General features: G+C 59.7%; 14 protein-coding genes. 1 reads left to right on the plus strand and 13 read right to left on the minus strand.

Annotated elements, in window-relative coordinates; all coding sequences use genetic code 11:
- Positions 1 to 38 precede the first annotated feature (38 nt).
- From E6W33_RS09775 to E6W33_RS09790, 4 genes are all read right to left on the minus strand, one after another.
- On the minus strand, positions 39 to 1223 hold the full coding sequence (locus E6W33_RS09775) for an acyl-CoA dehydrogenase family protein (RefSeq protein WP_136416979.1): 1185 nt from the start codon (positions 1221 to 1223) through the stop codon (positions 39 to 41).
- Positions 1224 to 1236: 13 nt separating this feature from the next.
- Positions 1237 to 2001, minus strand: a complete 765-nt coding sequence (locus tag E6W33_RS09780) for an SDR family oxidoreductase (protein WP_136416981.1) — start codon at positions 1999 to 2001, stop codon at positions 1237 to 1239.
- Positions 2002 to 2313: 312 nt separating this feature from the next.
- The gene (locus E6W33_RS09785; RefSeq protein WP_136416983.1) at positions 2314 to 4134 is read right to left on the minus strand and encodes a methyl-accepting chemotaxis protein; all 1821 of its coding nucleotides are present in this window, start codon (positions 4132 to 4134) and stop codon (positions 2314 to 2316) included.
- A gap of 141 nt (positions 4135 to 4275) precedes the next feature.
- A complete protein-coding gene (locus tag E6W33_RS09790) occupies positions 4276 to 5508 on the minus strand; it encodes a TetR/AcrR family transcriptional regulator (RefSeq protein WP_136416985.1) in 1233 nt (410 codons plus the stop codon).
- Positions 5509 to 5773: 265 nt separating this feature from the next.
- Between E6W33_RS09790 and E6W33_RS09795 the strand changes: the two genes are divergently transcribed.
- On the plus strand, positions 5774 to 7090 hold the full coding sequence (locus E6W33_RS09795) for an MFS transporter (RefSeq protein WP_136416987.1): 1317 nt from the start codon (positions 5774 to 5776) through the stop codon (positions 7088 to 7090).
- A gap of 56 nt (positions 7091 to 7146) precedes the next feature.
- On the opposite strand, the gene E6W33_RS09800 is transcribed toward E6W33_RS09795, so the two are convergent.
- The 9 genes from E6W33_RS09800 to E6W33_RS09840 all read right to left on the minus strand — a co-directional run bounded on the left by E6W33_RS09800 (position 7147) and on the right by E6W33_RS09840 (position 17072).
- Positions 7147 to 7893: a lipase secretion chaperone gene (locus tag E6W33_RS09800; protein WP_136416989.1), complete on the minus strand. Its 747-nt coding sequence runs from the start codon at positions 7891 to 7893 to the stop codon at positions 7147 to 7149.
- 519 nt (positions 7894 to 8412) lie between these two features.
- Positions 8413 to 9870, minus strand: coding sequence for an aldehyde dehydrogenase family protein (locus E6W33_RS09805; protein WP_136416992.1), 1458 nt, complete (start codon positions 9868 to 9870; stop codon positions 8413 to 8415).
- Positions 9871 to 9894: 24 nt separating this feature from the next.
- Complete coding sequence (locus tag E6W33_RS09810) at positions 9895 to 11004, minus strand: Zn-dependent alcohol dehydrogenase (protein WP_136416994.1); 1110 nt, start codon at positions 11002 to 11004, stop codon at positions 9895 to 9897.
- Between the two features lie 73 nt (positions 11005 to 11077).
- On the minus strand, positions 11078 to 12253 hold the full coding sequence (locus E6W33_RS09815) for an ABC transporter substrate-binding protein (RefSeq protein WP_136416996.1): 1176 nt from the start codon (positions 12251 to 12253) through the stop codon (positions 11078 to 11080).
- A 53-nt stretch (positions 12254 to 12306) separates the two neighbouring features.
- Complete coding sequence (locus tag E6W33_RS09820) at positions 12307 to 13014, minus strand: ABC transporter ATP-binding protein (protein WP_136416998.1); 708 nt, start codon at positions 13012 to 13014, stop codon at positions 12307 to 12309.
- On the minus strand, positions 13001 to 13765 hold the full coding sequence (locus tag E6W33_RS09825) for an ABC transporter ATP-binding protein (RefSeq protein WP_136417000.1): 765 nt from the start codon (positions 13763 to 13765) through the stop codon (positions 13001 to 13003). Before E6W33_RS09825 ends, E6W33_RS09820 begins: the two co-directional genes overlap by 14 nt.
- Positions 13758 to 14777: a branched-chain amino acid ABC transporter permease gene (locus E6W33_RS09830; protein ID WP_136417002.1), complete on the minus strand. Its 1020-nt coding sequence runs from the start codon at positions 14775 to 14777 to the stop codon at positions 13758 to 13760. Before E6W33_RS09830 ends, E6W33_RS09825 begins: the two co-directional genes overlap by 8 nt.
- Positions 14778 to 14779: 2 nt before the next feature.
- Entirely contained in the window at positions 14780 to 15643 is an 864-nt protein-coding gene (locus E6W33_RS09835; RefSeq protein ID WP_136417005.1) for a branched-chain amino acid ABC transporter permease, read from the minus strand.
- 340 nt (positions 15644 to 15983) lie between these two features.
- A complete protein-coding gene (locus E6W33_RS09840; protein WP_211097295.1) occupies positions 15984 to 17072 on the minus strand; it encodes a BMP family ABC transporter substrate-binding protein in 1089 nt (362 codons plus the stop codon).
- Positions 17073 to 17197: the final 125 nt, after the last annotated feature.

Genomic DNA, 17197 nt, shown 5'->3' on the forward strand with positions numbered 1-17197 from the left:
TCTGATCCGTATCGGTGAGTGTGATTGGGTGCCGTGGCTTATGCGCCGGGCAGGCCGAGAATGCGCTTGGCGATGATATTGAGCTGCACTTCGCTGGTGCCGCCTTCGATCGAATTGGCCTTGGTGCGCAGCCAGGAGCGCGCGAGTTCACCGCCGCGGCTGCGCTCGCTTTCCCATTCAAGCGCATCCGCGCCGCCGGATGACATCAGCAGCTCGTGCCTGCGCTTGTTCAATTCGGCGCCGTAGTATTTCAGCACGGAAGAAAATGCCGGTTCGGCACGTCCCTGCCGCGCGAGGTCGCCCGTGCGTTCAAGCGTCAGGCGGAAGGCGGCCTCGTCGATCTCGAACATGGCGATCTGGGTGCGCAGCATCGGATCATCGAGTTGCCCGCGGTCGTTCAAGCCGACGGCCGAGGAGGCAAAGGCCCCGAGCGGTCGACTGACTGCACGATCGCCCACGGCGCCGATCATTTCGCGTTCATGCGTCAGCAGGTATTTGGCAATTTCCCAGCCGCCATTCGGTTCGCCGACGAGATTCTCCTTCGGCACCTTCACATCATCGAAGAATGTCTCACAGAAAGGCGACTTGCCTGAAATCAGCGTAATAGGCCTGGTCGACACGCCCGGCGATTCCATGTCGAACAGCAGGAAGCTGATGCCGGTATGCTTGCGCGCATTGAAGTCGGTGCGCACGAGGCAGAAGATCCAGTCCGCCTTGTCGGCATAGGATGTCCAGGTCTTCTGGCCGTTGACGACAAAATGATCGCCGTGGTCGTCGGCGCGGGTCTGCAGCGACGCCAGATCGGATCCTGCATTCGGTTCGGAGTAACCTTGGCACCAGCGGATTTCACCGCGTGCAATCTGCGGCAGGTAGGTGCGCTTCTGCTCTTCGGAACCATATTTGAGCAATGCCGGCCCAAGCATCCAGATGCCGAAGCTCTGCAATGGCGGACGACAACCCAGAGCCTGCATCTCCTGCCGCAATACCTTGCCCTGCTCCTTTGACAGTCCGCCGCCGCCATAATCGCGCGGCCATTCCGGCACCGTCCAGCCCCGTTCCGCCATGCGCTGCAACCACACGCGCTGGGCCTCCGACTGGAAAACGAATTTTCGCCCGCCCCAGCAGATATCGTCTTCGCCCTGCGCCGGCTGGCGCATTTCGGGCGGACAGTTCGCTTCGAGCCATGTCCGCACTTCCTGCCGGAATGCTTTCAGGTCTTCCATGGTGTTCTCCAGGTCAGATAGTTGCGCCGCCATCGACGACGATGCTTTGGCCGGTCATGAAGCTGCCTGCCGCCGAGGCGAGATAGACCGCGGCACCTGCGATTTCATCCGGCTCGCCGATGCGGCGCAGCGGCGTTGTGCTGGTGGCGCGCTTGAGCGTATCGGGGTTTTCCCACAAGGCGCGCGCGAAATCGGTCCTGATCAGGCCCGGGGCGATGCAGTTGACCCGGACATTGTGCGGGCCAAACTCAACGGCGAGATTGCGCGCGAGCTGGAAGTCCGCCGCCTTCGAAACGTTGTAGGCGCCGATGACCGGCGAACCACGCAGGCCGCCGATGGAGGACACGATGATGATTGCGCCATCCTTGCGCCCAACCATCTGCGGCGCAACCATCTGGATCAGCCAGTGGTTGGCGATGACGTTGTTTTCGAGGATCTTGCGGAACTGGTCGTCCTCAATGCCGGCCATGGGGCCGTAGTAGGGATTCGATGCCGCGTTGCAGACCAGGATGTCGATCTTGCCGAAAGCCTGCATGGCCTCGTCGACCAGGTGTTTCAGCTCATCCTTGGACGAGATATTGGCAGGGACTGCGATCGCGCGCCCTTCGCCATAGCGTGCATTGATGGCGTTGACGACCTCCTCGCAGGGACCCAGCTTGCGGGAGGAGATCACCACCTTCGCGCCCTGCTCCGCCATTCGTTCAGCGATCGCCCGCCCGATGCCGCGCGAGGAGCCGGTAATGACGGCAACCTTTCCATTCAAGTCGAATAGGGACATTGCCATTCCTTTCAAAATGCGTTTCTGCATCAGGAAACGGAAAACAATCCGTTTTTTCTAAAACATCGATGAAATGCTGCCAAAGTCAAACTGTTTTATAGCTTCTTGCGGGCGTGAATGTCAATACCGTTTTTACGAAAAAGCATGGCTTTGGAAATTGCGCAATGCCGCTCGCCATCAGGAAGCGACGTGCCGGCACATAAAAAAACCCTGCAAAGCGCTAACGCTCGCAGGGTGCGAATGGCAACTTGACGACTGCTGCCTACTCAGGATCTCCGGCGATGATTCCGACCGTGATCCTTTTCTTCGAGTTCAGAACTCTTCCCAGCTGCCGCCGGCGGCAAGCCTCGCCTGCCGCAGCGGCTCCTCTCTTGGCGATACGCTGTTCGAGAGAATTTTCGCTCGCGCCTTGCGTTCGGCAGCAAGCGATGGAATTCCCGCACTTGCCGCGCTCTGCGCGTGATTCAACTTGAACACACCGACGACTTGCGCCAGCTTGCCGGATTGCTGCTGCATGGCCTCCGCAGCCGCAGCCGCCTCCTCCACCAGCGATGCATTCTGCTGCGTCATCTGATCCATCTGGGCGATAGCGTGATTCACCTGCTCAATGCCGCTACGCTGCTCCTCGCTGGCGGTGGCGATTTCCGCGACAAGTTCGGTCACGCGCTTCACGCTGCCGACCACCTCATCCATCGTTACGCCGGCCTGATCAACCAGCTTGCTGCCCGTCTCGACCTTTTCAACCGAATCGCCGATCAGCGCCTTGATCTCTTTTGCCGCACCCGCCGAGCGTTGCGCCAGGGTTCGCACTTCGGAGGCAACCACCGCGAACCCGCGCCCCTGCTCACCCGCGCGCGCCGCCTCGACCGCGGCGTTCAAGGCGAGAATATTGGTCTGGAACGCGATGCCGTCAATCACTCCGATGATGTCGACAATCTTCTTTGCAGAATCATTGATGGAGTCCATCGTATGAACGACTTTCGATACCACGTCGCCGCCCTTGACGGCCGCCTCGGAAGCCAGCTTCGCCAGGTCGTTCGCCTGCAGCGCGTTGTCCGCGTTATGACGAACCGTCGAGGTGAGCTCCTCCATGGACGAGGCCGTTTCCTCCAGCGATCCAGCCTGTTGTTCGGTGCGCGAGGAAAGGTCTCTGTTACCCGTTGCAATCTGCGTTGATGCCGACGCGATGGTGTCCGTGCCGACGCGAACCTGGCTGACGATGTTGGCCAGGCTGTCGCGCATGGCGCACATCGCGAACATCAGGCTCGACTTGTCGCCCGGTTTCAGATCGATGGGCACCGCGAGATCTCCGGCGGCAATCTTGTTGGCAAGTTGTTGCGCCTCTGCCGGTTCGGCCCCGAGTTGGCGATTGATCCTTTGATACAGGAACAGCAAGGCCGCCACCGAACCAAGCACCGAAATGGCCAGCAGCATCGCCGCGGCCATGAAGGCCTGGCGGCTTGCGCTGTTTGCCGCTTCCACCGCGCTGAGTGTGCGTTTGTCGAGCAGCTCGAAGAATGCGTCGACCGGCTTCATGATCTGGCTCTTGTACTTGTGATAGTCGTCGCTATGCACAAGCTTGCGCGCCATCTCCATGTCCGGCGCATCCTTTTTGACAAACTTCCCGCTACCGTCGTCGAACAGCCCCTTGACGGCATTCATCGCGATGACTTCGGTCTTGACGAGCGCATCGGAATTGTCCTGCGCCTCTTTCAGCTTGGCGAATTCCTGTTGCGAGAAGCCGGCCTTCTTCATCAAATCGGCCAGCGCAATGGTTTCGCCGTCCGGGCGGGGTTTGCTCTCACCGGCTGCAACGAAATCCCAGTAGATTCTTTCGTAATTCTGCGGGCGTGGCTTCTTGCCGTTGCGGATGTCGAGAATGTCCATGTACTGTCGCTCGTACTTGGCATCGCCGGTTACCACATAAGTACGCGCAAGACGCGTCAGGTCGTCCGAGCTTTGACGCAATTCATCAGCGAGAAGATAAGACTCATAGCGCAGCTCGTTTGCGCGCACCACTTGTGCCTGCGTTTTCCAGACCTGATACAAGGCACCGATGAAGAACAATGCCAGCGCGGCGCCGCCGGCCAGCAACACGCCAAACAGCTTTTTGAGAGTCAACGCATCTTTCATAAACTTCCCTTCTTTTTATGTTTCCAGAAGGAAATTTGAACCGAATTCCGGCGAAGCGACCACCCATGTTTATGGGATTGTTTCGCATGCGATGGTGAGAATGGCCGCTAAAGACAAGCGTTTGGAGGGATGAGGTCGCGCCTAGGCGGCAAGAATTCCGAGAAACAGCGGACGCACAAAAAGATCGACCGCGTTTTCCGCCGCAATATCCGGCACCCAACGATCGAGCAAGACGGCTGCATTGATCATGCCGCTGACCTGGTAGGCGGCGATCGACTGATCGAGCGGACGGATGGATCCGTCCTTCATGCCGTCGACCAGGAAACCGACGAAACGCTGCCCGAGCTGATTGATGGTATTCAGCTTGTGCTCGCGGATATCGTCGGGAAGCTCGCTCCAGGCGGACATGCGCAGCAGCGGCCCTTGTTCGGAAAACTGGTAACGCACGAGCGCGCGCGAGACGGCGCTCAACTTGTCCCAGCCGGATCCCGACGCACTGCGCGCGGTCATCTGCATGCGTCGCGTCACGGCGAAGGTCCGCTCGAAGCACGCAGCGATCAGATCTTCCTTGTTCGGATTGTGGTGATAGAACGAACCCTTGGTCACGTTGAGTCGTGCCGATATGCGGTCGACCGAGGCGCCGCGGTAGCCTTGCTCATTGATCAGCGCGGTTGCCGCGCGCAGGAACGCGTCCTGCGTGGTCTCGGCCCCGCTGGATACGTGCGCGAGCTCCTCGTCGAGCGCAGTGCAATGCCAACGGGACGATTCTGATGCGAGTCCGCCGATCAGCACATCGCTCATGCGCTCGGCCACGAGTTCATGATCTTCCGGGTCGTAGCGAGAACTCCAGCTCATTGCGCTGACCGTCAGCGTCAGCAACAAATGGCTGCGCGCGTTCAGCGAGACGCGGTTGGCGCTGTGCGCGGTATCCGTCGCCAGCAACCGCCGCACGCGACGGAACATATCCGTATAGGCCGCAAAAATCACTTCCGCATGCGGACTGCCCAACACCGACACTTCCCGGAAGGTCATCATTTCCGGCGCCTGATTGCTCTGGATCTTTGCCAGGCGCGCGAGGAACAGGCGGATGAACTGCCGGACGCGCTCTTCCGGCGACGATGATTCCGCCGCAGCCGCGATGATGTCGTTGATGATCTCGATCGATCCGAGCAGGCAGGCCACCACCAGCTCTTCTTTTTTCTTGTAGTAGTAGGTAATGCTGTTGGTGCTCAAGCCGACACGCCCGGCCACGTCGGACAGCGTCGCCCCCTTCACCCCATGCTGGTTGAACAATTGCGCAGCCGCATGGAGGATGGCATCGCGCTTCTTCACATAGCGCTGCGTCATGCGGCTTGCCTGGGTTTCCTGATTCATGTGCGGAATGCGTGGGTAATGAAATGGTCGGCGGATTATACCGTTGTTGCCCTGCGATTCGAACTGCCCCGGAAGTCAGGCGCACTCTCCCGATTGCACCCGCAGATCGGCATACCGGTATTTTCAAAACAACAAATCATGGCAAGCTTGTCTTTCGAAACCCGATGGATGCAATCGTATTCATGGGGCAGCGTATGCTAGAATCGCTTCGATCAAAGCATACCGCTTTCCCTAAAAAATCGCATCAAATGTTGAAGCTTCTGGCATGAGCGCCAACGCGCCACACATCGCGGAACTGGCGGAGCAGCCACCGGACGAACGAAAATATTACGAACAGGTACGTCGCGACCTGCCGCGCAACTTTGCCGCCAATCTCGTGCACGGCATGCTGGGCGTGACCGGTTTTCGGCTTGTCACCGCACCGACCTTCGTGCCCGCCTATATCTATTTACTGTCCGGTTCGAAAATGGCCGTGGGCCTTGCCCTCTGCGCGCAATATCTCGGCATGGCGCTATCCTCGATCTGGGGCGCAACCCTCATCGAGCATCGGCGGCGGGTGATGCGCGTGGTGTACAACGTCGGATGGTTGATGCGCGCGCAGGTGCTCGGACTGGCCGTGTCGGCCTATTTGCTGTCCGGTTATTGGGCGCTCGTTGCCGCCTGCGTATTCCTCGCGCTGTTCGGATTCTTCAACGGCATGCAGAGCGTGACCTTCAGCTTTCTCATGTCCAAGGTAATCCCGGTTGAGCGTCGCGGGCAATTGACGGGCATGCGCAATTTCCTGGGCGGGCTTATCGCGTCGGGCGTTGCCTATCTCGGCGGCCGATATCTGGTGGAGAGCAATGTGTTCGGCAATGGCTATGCCACTACTTTCCTGGTCGCATTCGTCCTGACCAGCATCGGCATTTCCGCGCTGACCTTCGTGCGCGAGCCGGACTCCCTGATGGTCAATCAGCAATCGGACCTGTGGGAGCGTTTGATGCAGGTGCCTGCAATCCTGCGCTCCGATGCCCATTACACCCGTTTTTTCATCGCGCGCACGCTGGCCGCGCTGGGGGCGACGGCCCTGCCCTTTTATGCACTGTACGCCGGTAAATCGATCAACCTGTCCGGCGCAATACTTGGTTATCTCTCGCTGGCCTTCCTGCTTTCGCAGACCGTGAGCAACCTCGCATGGGGCGGCATCGCCGACCGGTATGGCTATCGCCTGGTCTTCCTGGTGAGCATGGTACTGTGGACTGTTTCAACGATAGGCCTGATGTTTGCCGGTAGCCTCATCTTCATCATGGTCGCGTTTTGCGGACTAGGCGCGGGCTTCGGCGGATATTTCGTCGCGTCGCAGAATTTTGTGCTGGAATTCGGCGCGCTGCATGAAAGACCGATGCTGATCGCCGTCTCGGATACCGCTTCGCACCTGATGATGGCAATCGGCCCGCTCCTGGGCGGGATGGTCGCGCAAGGCTTCGATTTCATCTATGTGTTCTGGCTTGCCGTCGCGGTCAAGGCACTATCAATCGTGGCGATCCTGCGCGTGGAAGAGCCGCGCTACCGCTTGCAGCGCGTCCACACGGAGGACGACTGAAGCGTGCGCGGCGTGAGCTTGAACGGAACTTGAAGATCGGCTGCCTGTTCGTCCAATCATGTCCTGGGTTGCGTATTGCGGTCGGCAAACGACTTCCTCAGCTCGATGGCTGCCGCTTGCGCCGTCTGCATTGCGTCCTCGTAGTATCCTGAGCCAGTCCCATCCTTCCGCGGCAGCGTAGCCTCAAGCGCGGCGATTCGTTGCGCCTGCTCCTCCTTGCCAAGTCCCGGATCGGATGCAATACGCGCGGTCTCGATGGCGACGCGCGCCTCCGCTTCCTTCGCACCGAACAATGCGTCGGCATCCTTGCCGAAGAATTCCCGCCGCACGCTGCCCACCAGCCTGAACATGTCGGCGGCGTCGATCACATCGTCGCCTCGCCGCTCGGCCAGCAAGGCCGTTTCGGTGTCACGATAGGCAAGATAAGTGCGCAGCAGTTTTCCTGCCTTTTCCGCCGCTTGCGCCGACAGTCCGGTTTGTACGGCCTGCTCCGCGCGCGCCATTTCTTCATCACGATAGTCTGGCGGAAGTGCCCGCAGGATGATATCCAGCTTGTCGGCCGTGCGCGCATCGATTTCGACGTCGCCGTTGGCGGTCTCGCGGAATATGGCGCGACTGTATTGCGCAGTGATCAGGTTTTCACGCGGCGTTGCAGCCACGCCGGGAATTCGTGCTAATCGCTCAAGGCGGGCCATCGCCTGCGCCGGCCCGTCGAATTGCAGTTGAGGGGGATACAGATACATCACACCGGCCATCCAGGCCACGGGCAATGCGACGACGAAGGATTTGACAGAAAGTCTCATGGCGTGATCACCGTCCGAAAAGTCCTGAATGCGCGCTGCCACTGGTCTCGCCCGTACGGCGAGATGCGGCAAACGTCCCTAAACCAGTCACCCTTTGATTCAACATGGTTCTCCTCGAAAAAGAACTTCGGCTGTTGGTTCGGCGATTGAAAGGATTATTCCGGCTGGCGGTCACAGGTCCGTCCATTCGTCGATAACGCTGTTCGCATCACGGCTGGTAAAAAGCCGGCGCCAACGTCGACAGGTGCAGCGTATTCGGAACGGATGGTGTGCTATGTGAAGCAGGAAGCCATTCTTGTCTCCTTGTCGTTTTTTATTTACGCCGGCCGGTGCACAATGGCTGTAGGAAAAAATGCGTCGGATTACGGCGTTCTTAATAATATATACAGAAAGAATGTTTTGGCAAGGTGAACCTGCTCAAAATCGACGTCCGGCAACTTTCCCGCCCCAGAAAAACGCATCGCCCGGCGATCAGCGTGATCGACCGGGCGATGTTGTTGCCAATTTTCCAGCGCAAAATCAGTGCGCCGCCTCCTCCTTCAGCGCCGCCGCCTCCGGCCGGAACTGGAGGGATTTGTACTCCAGGAATTCTTCCAGTCCATACGCTCCCATTTCGCGGCCGCGGCCAGATTGCTTGTAGCCGCCAAAGGGCGCGCCGAGATTGAACTGGCCGCCGTTGATTTCGACCTGGCCGGTACGCATCCTTCTTGCCATCTTCATCGCGCGCTCGTCGCTGCCGGCCCATACGGCGCCCGACAAGCCGTACAGCGTGCCGTTCGCGATCTTTGTCGCTTCGTCTTCATCGCGATAGGTGATGATGGACAATACCGGCCCGAAGATTTCTTCCTGCGCGATGGTGCTGTCCGGCTTCACGCGACCGAAAATCGTCGGCTTCACGTAGTAACCCTTGGACAAGCCTTCCGGCGCATCCGGCCCACCGCACAGCAGATCGGCACCCTCTTCCATGCCCTTGCGAATATAGTTGCGCACGCGTTCGCGCTGCGCGTCCGAAATCAGCGGTCCCAGTCTCGCTGCGCCGCCGAAGGGGTCGCCGACGGTGAAACCCTTTGCAGCTTCCACCGCCAGTTTTGCGACTTCTTCATAACGCGATTCCGGCACCAGCATGCGGGTGTGCGCCGAGCAGGTCTGGCCGCTGTTGAGGAAGCAGGCGTTGATCGTTCCCTTCACTGCCGCGGCGAAATCAGCGTCGTCCAGGATTACCGATGCGGATTTGCCGCCGAGTTCGAGCGCCACGCGCTTGACGCTGGCCGACGCCACTTCCGAAATGCGCTTGCCGGCGCGTGTCGACCCGGTGAACGAAATCATGTCGACATCCGGATGGCGCACGAGCGCCTCGCCGATTACCGGGCCGGTCCCGGTGACCAGATTAAACACGCCCGGCGGCAGTCCGACGGAATCGATCACTTCAGCCAGCACGAAGGCGTTCAGCGGAGCGACTTCGGAGGGCTTGAGAACAACGGTGCAACCGGCGGCGAGCGCGGCGGCGACTTTCGCGGCGATCTGGTGCAAGGGGTAATTCCACGGCGTGATGCATACTGCGACGCCGACCGGTTCGCGCACCACCAGCGAATTGCCGGTGACTTCCTGCCACTGGAACGCATTGGCCAGTCTGGCATAAATGCCGAAATTCGCAATCGGAGAGCCGACCTGAATCATGGCGGACATTTTCAAGGGCATGCCGACTTCGCCGGTGATGATCTTGGCAAGTTCCTCGCTGCGCGCCTTCAATCCCTCCTGGATCTTGCGCAGGTATTCGCCGCGCTTGGCGGGTGGTGTCGTGCTCCACGCGTCGAAGGCCGCGCGCGCTGCGGCAACGGCCGCGTTCGCATCGTTTTCGTCGCCGTCGGGAATGCTTGCCATGACTTCCTCGGTCGACGCATTGATCACATCGATCCTGTTGCGCCCGGAAGCAGGAACCCATTTTCCATTGATATATAACGTGTCACGTTTTTGCATTTTCATTTCTCCCCAAAAGGAGCCTTATTCAAAGATGATGACGCCGCGCGCATTGCGTCCCACCTGCATATCGGCGAAGGCTTGTGGCGCTTGGTCGATGGTGTAGGTGTGACTGATCAGTTCGTCGAGCTTGAGACGATGTGCGCGGTAAAGACCGATAAGACGCGGAAAATCCTCGCGCGGACGAGCCGAGCCGAAGTAGCTGCCGGTCAGTGTTTTTTCGCCGAAGGTGAGCGAAGCCGTGCGGATGGAGGTCATGTCCTTCGGCCCGGCGACGCCGACCACGACCGCCGTGCCGCCCTTGCGCAGCACGCCGTACGCCTGCGCGGCGATTTCACCCAGGCCCACGCATTCAAACGCATAATCGGCGCCGCCCTCGGTCAGCTTGAGAATGGTCTTGACGACGTTTTCCTCGCTCTTGCTGTTGACCACATGCGTCGCGCCGAATTTGCGCGCCATCTCCAGCTTGCCGTCGTTGGTGTCGACCGCGACGATCATGCGCGCGCCGGCGATGGCGGAACCCTGAATCGTGTTCAGGCCGACGCCGCCGCAGCCGAAGACGACTGCGATCGATCCAGGGTCGACCTTGGCGGTATTGACCGCGGCGCCGACGCCGGTCATGACGCCGCAGCCGATCAATGCGGCCTTGTCGAGCGGCATCTGCTGGTCGACCTTGACCACGTTATCGATGTGCAGCGTGGCGTACTCGGCCATCACGCCGCAACCTGAAAAGATGTTCAGCGGATTGCCGGCCAGGTCGCGAGTGCGCAGGGTCCCGTCCGGCAATGTGGTGGCGGCCTTGCCTGCCTGGTCGCAGAGTTGCGGGCGTCCGGTCTGGCAATAACGGCACTTGCCGCACATGCTCACGAAGGAGCTGACCACGTGGTCGCCCACCTTGTAATCGGTCACGCCCTCGCCCACCGCAACAATTTTTCCGGCACCCTCGTGGCCGAGAACGACGGGCGGTGGGAACGGAATGGTGCCGTTGGTGGCGGACAGATCGCTATGGCAGACACCGCAGGCCGCCAGCTTGATCATGACCTCGCCGCGGCGTGGCGCATCGACGAGGATTTCTTCGACCACAACCGGCTGATTGATTTCGCGGCAGATGACTGCCTTCGCTTTTTGTTCCATGTTTTCCTCCGGTTCATGAATGCAACAAGCCGGCATGCTCGCCGGCTTGTCAAAACGGGTGCTCGGCTGCTGCTTACTTGCCGGAAGCGATTCCCCGCAGGTTCACCGGCTGGACCTTGCCGCCGTCCACATACGCGACGAGGGTGTTGGCCAGTGTTCCGCCAACCTCGTTGAGTCCGTCGAAGTCATTCGGATTATATTCCGGCGGCAGCGTATTGAATGCCTTGCCCATCTGCGCGCGGATCGCAACCGGATCGGAAACCGTGCCTGCCAGTTTCATGGCAATCGCGGTCGCATGCACCGCCGTATAGTTCAGGGCGATTTCCGAGCTCGGATCCTTGCCGGGATTGAGCTTGCGGAAACGCTCGACGAAGGACTTCGCGTTCGGCCGCTGATCATCGACCATCGGCAACACGCCGATCGAACCTTCCAGGGGCGCATAACCGCCGATGACTTTCGCCATTTCATCCATCTTCGCCTGATCGAGCACGATGAAGCCGCCCTTGAAGCCCAGTTCGCGCGCCTGCTTGATCACCAGTGCAGTCGGCTCCGACGGACCGCCCACGAACAAGACATCCGGCTTGGCTTGCAACACGCGGCTCACGCCGCTATAGAAGTCGGTCGCCTTGTTGTAGGACATCGGGTTTTCCGCAACGACCTTGCCGCCGGCCGCTTCCCATGCCGGCTTGAACGCGGCGATCCATGCCTTGGCATAGTCATGATCAGCGCAGGCGATGCCCACGTTCTTGCCGTACTTGCTCATCTCGGTCTTGATGAACGGGTCGATGTAACCCGTGATTTCCGGGGGAATGCGAATCGTCAGCTTGTTGCCGCGTGCCGTGACCTGCGGCAGGCTGGTGTAGGCCAGCAGCATGACTTTCGATTTCTCGTTGAATGCCTGCACGGCGAATACGCCGCCCGAATGCGGTACCAATACAGCCGGAGTCTTGTACTGCTGGATCAAACGCTGCACGTTGATGCCGGTTTCGCTCGGATTGTATTTATCGTCGAGCGCGACAATTTCCACCTTGTATTTCTTGCCGCCGACTTCCAGCCCTTTTGCATTGATCTCGTTGGCGGCCATTTCCATGCCGGTCAGGACGTTCTTGCCGTAGAGCGCAGCGCCACCGGAAAGCGGACCGGAATAGCCGATCTTCACGACTTCCTGCGCGAATACGGCGCCACTGCCGAGTGCCGCACCGATTGCCAGCGCTGCCGACAACTTGCTCAGTTTTGCTTGAATCTTCATTCCTTGCTCCTCTTTGATGTTTTCACCCACTGATGACTTCACCCGTTATCCGATCAGGCGCCGATATAGGCCTTGCGCACCTGTTCGTTATTCAGCAATTCGTCGCGCGTGCCTTCCAGCACGATGTGTCCGTTTTCGATCACATAAGCGCGATTGGCAATCTTCAACGCGGCGAACGCGTTCTGTTCCGCCAGCAGCACCGTGGTGCCGGTGCGGTTGATTTTTTCAATCACCTCGAACATCTGCTTGACCACCAGCGGCGCCAGGCCGAGCGAGGGCTCGTCCAGCAACAAGGCTTTCGGTCGGCCCATCAGCGCGCGTCCGATGGCGACCATTTGCTGCTGGCCGCCGGACAGCGAGCCGGCATTCGCTTCGCGCCGCTCGTGCAGGATTGGAAAGAGCTCGAACACTTCGTCCAGGGTTTTCTGAATGCCCTGCTTGTCGCGCCGATGCACGTACGCGCCGAGCGTCAGGTTCTTCAAGACCGACATGCCGGGAAAAAGCTTGCGGCCCTCCGGGCAATGCACCACGCCGTCATGCACGATCTGCGACGGCTTCATGCCGACGAGCTCCTTGTTGCGGAAACGGATGCTGCCGGCCGCTGCCTTGTTCAGGCCGCTTACCGTCAGGAAGATCGAGCTCTTGCCGGCACCGTTGGCGCCGAGCAGAACAACCAGTTCGCCTTCCCTGGCATGAATGCTGACCTGGTCAAGCGCCCGGAAGCTGCCGTAATTCACCGAGATCTTGTCAAGCTGCAGCATGTTCACTCCCGAGATAAGCTTCGATGACGACCGGGTTGGAGCGAATCTCCGAGGGCGTTCCTTCCGCGATCTTTTCACCGTAGTTGAGCACCATGATCTTGTCCGCGAGGTTCATGATCATGCTCATCTTGTGTTCGATCAGGCAGACGGTCAGACCGGTCCTGACCATTTTCCGGATCAGCTCGGCCAGTCCGATCGTTTCTTCCGGATTGACGCCGCCAGCCGGTTCGTCCAGCAAGACCAGCGAGGGATTGGTCGACAAGGCCAGCGCGAACGCGACGCGCTTGCGCTCTTCCTGGGTAATGTCGGCAGCGATCCGGTTCTCGATATGCGAGAGACCGACAAAGTCGAGCGCGGCGCGCGCCTTCTCCCGGCATTCGCGTTCCTCATCCTTCAGGCGGCGGGTTCCGAGCAAGACGTCCAGCAGGCCCGATCTGGTGCGCAGCCGGTGTCCGACAATCAGGTTGTCGAGCACGCTGGCCGCGTCGAACAGGTGCGTGGTCTGGAAGGTGCGGGACACGCCCAGCCTGGCCATCTGGTCCGCCCGCAGATTGGTCACATCCTGTCCCTCGAAGACGATGCGGCCCTCGGTTGGCTGGAATACCCCGCTGATCAGATTGAAGAACGTCGTCTTGCCGGCGCCGTTGGGGCCGATGATGGCGTTGATCTTGCCGCGCTCGATGGTGGTGGAGACGTTCCGCACCGCGGTCAGTCCGCCGAAGCGCTTGGACAGGGATTGGATCTCAAGCATGGCTGCCCTCCTGTTGTTGCACCATCTTCACCGGCGCGGGCTTGACCTGCGCGCCGGAGGAGGATGCACGCGACACAACGCGCGCCTTCCATGCGAGATAGGTTCCGACCACGCCGTTGGGCAGGAAGATCACCAGCAGTACGAGAATCGGGCCGAAGACGACGAAACGATAATCCTGGAGGAATTGCAGATACTGCGTCACCCACGGCATGGAGACCGAGCCGAGCAGCGGGCCGAGGATGGTTCCCGTGCCGCCGATCAACATGTACATCGTCATGTCGAAGGTCTGATCGACACCGGCCAGGCCCGGGCCAAGGAAGCGCACCGCACCCGCATACAAACCGCCCGCCAGGCCGGCATAGAAAACGGAGAGCATGAATGCCAGTACCTTGTTGCGCATCAGGTTGATACCCAGCGCTTCGGCAAGGTCGTCGCCATTGCGAATGGCCATGAAAGTGCGGCCGAGCAGCGAGTTGACAATGCGATGCATGATCCACACGCTGACGACAAGGAAGAACAGCACAAGGTAGTACTGGGCGCGCGGACTTTCGAAGTCGATGCCGGCAACCGAAGGCGCTGCGGGAATGCCGATGATGCCCACCGTGCCGTGCGTCAGTCCTTCCCACTTCTCGATCAACAGGTACATGATGTAACCGACGCACAGTGTGAAAATCGAAAAGAAGTGTCCTTTCAGCCGCAGCGACAGGATGCCGACGAAGAATCCGATCGCGGCGGCAACGAATCCCGACAGGGCGAAGGCAATCCAGAACGGCACCTGGTGATCGACCGTCAGGATGCCCACCGTGTAAGCGCCGACCGCCATGAATCCGCTGTGCGCCAGGTTGTACTGACCGGTGTAGCCGGTGATGAGATTCAGGCCGACGGTTGCGATCGCGTAGATGTAGGCCAGCGACATCACCGTCAGGTAATAGTCATTGCCTGCGAGGTACGGAAAGGCGACGGCCAGGGCGATCAGCAGCAGCCACCCGATTTTTCGGTCCAGGTATTTCATTCTCAACGCACCCCTTTAGTGAACAGCCCCTCCGGGCGAATCGAAAGAATGGCTACCAACAGGACAAAGGCGATGATGTCCTTGTAATCGGTGGAGATGTAAAACGCGCCGAATGCTTCCGCAAAGCCGATGATCAGCCCGCCGACAATGGCACCCGGCACGCTGCCCATGCCGCCGAGGACGATGATCACGAATGCCTTGGTGATGACAAGGTTGCCCATGCCTGGATACACCAGGTTGATCGGTGCGTAGAGCGCTGCCGCAACTGCGGCGAGGACACCGGAAATGGCGAATGTCAGCATCGCCACGCGATTGGGGTCGATGCCCACCAGCGCGGCGCCGTCGCGATTCTGCGCCATCGCGATGATGGTGGCACCGGTGACCGTCTTTTTCAGGAACAGGTGCAAACCCGCCACCAAACCAAATGCCGCGAGAATGATCAGCAGGCGCTGTTCCGGCAGGACCAGTCCTGCGAAGTTCATGATTCCGTTATACGGGGTCTGCATGCGGTGGAAATCGGCGCCCCAGATTGCCTGGGCACCGGATTCCAGAAAAAGCAGTATCCCGATTGCGGCAATCATGTGATGCAGGCCGGGCGCGTGACGTAGGGGATGGAAAACCAGTCGCTCGGCAACCACAGCGAGCGCTGCGACGGCCACTGCCGCGCCCGCCATTGCCAGCCAGTAATTCACTCCCATGGCGCTCATCAGATAGAACGCAACATAGGCACCGGCCATATAGAACGCGCCGTGGGCGAAGTTCGGCACCTGCAGAATGCCGTACACCAAAGTCAGGCCAAGGGCGACCAGACTATACACGCCGCCCAGCGTCAATCCGTTCAAGATCTGTTGCAGAATCAAGTCCAAAACATTGCCTCCTGTAATGGTTTTTGTTGACGCTGGTCAATTTTTTTAGAAAATCCGGTTTGTTACCATGGCGTTTTTCGCAAGTTACCGGGACTTCGGATTCCTGTCAACGAATTCGGAACGATGTTTTGCATAGCAAAACGCGAGTACCGAAAAATGGCCGTGGATCGCATGAAATGGCAGTGGAAATCGGCTCCGCAAGGACTCAGGGAGCATGATGGGGAACGACGCAGGCTGTCTTGGGTCTGCGTGGATAGCGGCAGCCAGCTTTGCGAAACGAGCAAAACAAAAAGGCCCGCATTGCGCGGGCCTCTCTTTCGACTTGACGGCTTAGGGCAGTTTATTTACCAGGCAGTTTGCCGGCAACACCCTCGACATAGAAGTCCATCTTGTTGAGCGCGCTGTCGGGCATCGGCCCCTTCTCCTGCCGGACCTTGCCTTCGTTGTCCTTCACTGGACCATCGAACGGTGTCATCTTGCCGGACACGATGTCCTTCTCGACGGCGGCAACCGTTTGCTTCACCTCGTTCGGAACGCCGGCGTTGATGGCTTCCAGCGTAACGAAACCGTCCTTGATGCCGCCCCAGACACTGGTCGGCTTCCATTTGCCGTCAATGACGTCCTGCGCGGCCTGCGTGTAGTACTTGCCCCAGTGATGCGTCACCGCGGCCAGCTGTGCCTTGGGACCGAACTTCTTCATGTCGGAGTGGTAGGCCACCGCGTACTTGCCCTTTTCCTCGGCAGCCTGCACGACCGCATGGGAGTCGGTATGGTGCGTCACGATATCGGCGCCCTGGCCCATCAGCGTGATGGCGGCGTCGCGTTCCTTGCCCGGGTCGTACCAGCTATTGACCCAGATGACCCGCACCTCGGCCTTGGGATTGACGCTGCGCATGCCGCGCGTGAATGCATTGATGCCTTGCAGGACTTCCGGAATCGGGAAGGCGCCGACATAACCGGCGACATTGGTCTTGGTCATCTTGCCGGCGAGGACACCCGCGAGGTAGCGGCCTTCGTAGAAGCGCGCGTTCAATGTGGCGACGTTGGACGCGGTCTTGTAGCCCGTCAGGTGCACGAACTTGACGTCCGGGAATTGCTTGGCGACCTTCAGGGTCGGATTCATGTAGCCGAAGGAGGTCGTGAAGATCAGCTTGTTACCTTGCTGTGCCAGGTCGCGGATCACGCGCTCGGCATCGGCGCCTTCAGGCACGTTTTCGACGAACTTGGTTTTGACCTTGTTGCCGAGATTCTTTTCCAGTTCCTTGCGGCCCATGTCGTGCTGGAAGGTCCAGCCCGCCTCGCCGATCGGGCTGACATAGACATAACCGACATTGAGCGGAGCGGAATCCGCCGCCATTGCGGGAGCCAGCGCAACGGCTGGCAGTATGGCAATCGCGGACAAGGCCCCGCGCATGAAGCTTTTCGACATGGTTTTCCTCTACAGGTAACTCCCGCTGATTGATCAATGAACGCTCCGGCACGCCGAGCGGGAACACCAGCATGCCTGCCGGACGCGATGTCTCGCGCCGACGTCCAAATCCCTTGTGGATGCCG

The organism is Herbaspirillum sp. ST 5-3 (assembly GCF_004804275.1).
Lineage (GTDB): Bacteria > Pseudomonadota > Gammaproteobacteria > Burkholderiales > Burkholderiaceae_D > Noviherbaspirillum.